Raw genomic sequence first — 326 nt, forward strand, 5'->3', positions numbered from 1 at the left:
AGCGATCGGCGTGGCCGGCGCACTCACCCTCGCCGGATGCAGCAGCGACGGCGCGGGCGGAACGGGCGGCGGCGACGGCAGCTCCGACGACAAGGGAACGATCACGCTGGGCTTCCTGCCGTCGTGGACCGACGGTCTGAGCACGGCCTACCTGCTGCAGGACCAGCTCGAGAAGATCGGCTACACGGTCGAGATGAAGACGCTCACCGAGGCGGGACCGCTGTACACCGGCCTCGCGCAGGGCGATGTCGACATGTACCCGTCGGCGTGGCCGGAGCTCACCCACGCCGAGTACATGAAGAAGTACGGCGACGACATCGAGGACC

1 protein-coding gene is annotated in these 326 nt (G+C 68.4%); it reads left to right on the forward strand.

Annotation, left to right across the window (positions count from 1 at the left end; genetic code table 11):
• A partial coding sequence (locus tag PS14A_RS26505) for a glycine betaine ABC transporter substrate-binding protein (protein WP_282961481.1) occupies positions 1-326 on the forward strand: 326 nt, incomplete at both ends.

The sequence above is a fragment of the Pseudomonas sp. 14A genome (assembly GCF_018132745.1).
Classification (GTDB): Bacteria; Pseudomonadota; Gammaproteobacteria; order Pseudomonadales; family Pseudomonadaceae; genus Aquipseudomonas; species Aquipseudomonas mercuritolerans.